The organism is Streptomyces hainanensis (assembly GCF_004348415.1).
GTDB lineage: Bacteria > Actinomycetota > Actinomycetes > Streptomycetales > Streptomycetaceae > Streptomyces > Streptomyces hainanensis.
On the sequence record NZ_SMKI01000733.1, the window covers coordinates 1 to 2,410 of the forward strand.

Sequence of the window (2,410 nt, forward strand, 5' to 3'; positions counted from 1 at the left end):
CTCCCCGTCCTCCCCCTCCCAGCGCTCCGCCTAGTCCGAGACCGAGGTACCCGAAATGAACGTCGACTGGGCCACGCTCGGCCAGGTCATCCTGGTCTCGGTGCTGCTGACGCTGGCGGTGGTGGGGCTGTTCTCGATCGGCATCAGGGCCGGCCTGAACCGTTCGGCCGGGCCGGCCGCGCGGCCGGCCGGCTACCTCTCCTTCGCGCTGTGCGCGGCGGCCGTGGGCTACGGCATCTGGATCATCACGACCTGACCGGGCCGCCGGGGGCCGACGGGCCGCTGACCGGGGCCGAAGGGGCCGGATCGCCCTAGGCGACGATCCGGCCCCGCAGCAGCACCCGGCGGGGCGCGGCCAGCACGCCGACGTCGCGGCGCGGGTCGGACTCGTAGACGACGAGGTCGGCGGGCGCGCCGTCGGTGAGCCCCGGCCTGCCGAGCCAGGCGCGGGCCCGCCAGGTCGCGGCGGCTACGGCGTCGACGGGCGGGATGCCGGCCTTCGTCAGCTCGGCGACCTCCCGGGCGATCAGACCGTGCCCGAGCCCTCCGCCGGCGTCGGTGCCGGTGAAGATCGGGATGCCGGCGTCGTGGGCGGCCCGCACGGTGTCGTAGCGGCGGGCGTGCAGCCGTCGCATGTGCTCGGCCCAGCGGGGGAAGCGGTCGGCGCCGCCGGCCGCCAGGTCGGGGAAGGTGGCGATGTTGACCAGGGTCGGCACGATGGCCACCCCGCGCTCGGCGAACAGCGGGATGGTGTCCTCGGTGAGCCCGGTGGCGTGTTCGACGCAGTCGATGCCGGCCGCCACGAGGTCGCGCAGCGAGTCCTCGGCGAAGCAGTGCGCGGTGACGCGGGCGCCCTCGGCGTGGGCCGCGGCGATGGCCTCGCGCGCGGCGTCGGCCGGCCAGCAGGGGCCGAGGTCGCCGCGCTCGCGGTCGATCCAGTCCCCCACCAGCTTGACCCAGCCGTCGCCGCGCCTGGCCTCCTGCCGCACCACGGCGGCGAGTTGCTCGGGCTCGATCTCGTGGGCGTAGTTGCGGATGTAGCGGCGCGGGCGGGCGATGTGCCGGCCGGCCCTGATGAGCTGGGGCAGGTCCGGACGGTCGTCCATCCAGCGGGTGTCGGCGGCTGAGCCGGCGTCACGGAGCAGCAGGGCGCCGGCGTCGCGGTCGGCCAGCGCCTGGCGTTCCGCGGTGGCGTCGTCCACCGCGCCGTTCGGGCCGAGGCCGACGTGGCAGTGGGCGTCGACGAGGCCGGGCAGCGCCCAGCCCTCGACGGTGACCACCTCCCGTGCCGCCACGGGGCGTTGCCGGCTGATCCGGCCGCCGACCACCCAGATCTCGTCCAGCACCCCGTCGCCCTGCTCCCCGTCGGGTGCTTCGCCATCAGGGGTGACGAGCACGCGCCCCCTGATGTGCACCACCGCACTCTCGCTCATGCCTCGGCAGCCTACAAATTGCCTGCTACGCTCCCCAGTCGTTGGGGGCTTGCACGCAGGGACGAACGTTGCACGACCTGTCGTACGGCCCGTCGAACCACCTCGGCGGGCCAACGAGCCGCGCACCGAGGAGGCCGGCGGGTGGCCAGCCCCAACGATGAGTTTCATGCCTTCTTCGAGCAGCACCACGCCGAACTGTCCAGGCTCGCCTACCTGTTGCTCGGCGGGTCGGACAGCGCGGAGAGCCCGGACGACCTGGCGGCCGACGCGCTGGTGGCGATCTGGCACCACTGGGACCGGGTGCGCGCGGCGCGCCACCCGCTCGCCTACGCCCGTGGTGTGGTGGCCAACCTGGCGCGTTCCAGGATCCGCAGCAGAACACGCGAGCGCCGGCGGATCGCCCTGTTCTGGTCGCAGCACGGCGAGTCGGCCGAGGGCCCGGACATCCCCGCGATGCTGGACGTGCGGGCGGCGCTGCACCGGCTGCCGTACCGTAAGCGGGCCTGCGTGGTGCTGCGGCACGCGTTCGATCTCTCGGAACGGGAGACCGCGCGCACGCTCGGCATCTCGGTGGGTACCGTGAAGAGCCAGACCTCGCGCGGCATGGCCGAGTTGGAGCGGATGCTCACCGAGGTGGTCGCGCCCACGGGCGAGGGGGACCCCCAGGGTCTCCTCCGGGGGCTGCGCTCGGGTCCCGTCGAGCGGCGGGGGTTGGTGAGCACACCGGAGAGGACCCATGCCAGAGCGTCCAGACGTCCCCCGGCTGCTGCGGGAGGCGGCCGAGGGACACCGGCCTGACCGGGAGTGGATGCTGGAGCGCGTCCGGCGGGGCGTCGCGCGTGACGAGGGGCGGCGAGCGCTGGTTGGAGATCATGGAGACGGCGCACCGGCTCGGCGTCGAGTCCACCTCGACGATGCTGATGGGCACCGGCGAGACCAACGCGGAGCGCATCGAGCACCTGCGGATGATCCGGGAC

Annotated in this window: 3 protein-coding genes and 1 pseudogene; 3 read left to right on the plus strand and 1 reads right to left on the minus strand. The window is 74.2% G+C overall.

The features are described from left to right. Positions 1-55 precede the first annotated feature (55 nt). Complete coding sequence (locus E1283_RS35330) at positions 56-256, plus strand: hypothetical protein (RefSeq protein ID WP_132822252.1); 201 nt, start codon at positions 56-58, stop codon at positions 254-256. A gap of 55 nt (positions 257-311) precedes the next feature. Here the strand turns inward: E1283_RS35330 and E1283_RS35335 are convergent, their stop codons facing one another. Then, positions 312-1,433, minus strand: a complete 1,122-nt coding sequence (locus E1283_RS35335; protein ID WP_207930663.1) for an amidohydrolase family protein — start codon at positions 1,431-1,433, stop codon at positions 312-314. Positions 1,434-1,574: 141 nt separating this feature from the next. Between E1283_RS35335 and E1283_RS35340 the strand changes: the two genes are divergently transcribed. Further along, positions 1,575-2,231, plus strand: a complete 657-nt coding sequence (locus E1283_RS35340; protein WP_132822253.1) for a SigE family RNA polymerase sigma factor — start codon at positions 1,575-1,577, stop codon at positions 2,229-2,231. Positions 2,232-2,235: 4 nt separating this feature from the next. Next, positions 2,236-2,410 (plus strand): annotated as a pseudogene (locus E1283_RS35345) (dehypoxanthine futalosine cyclase); the annotation flags it as partial.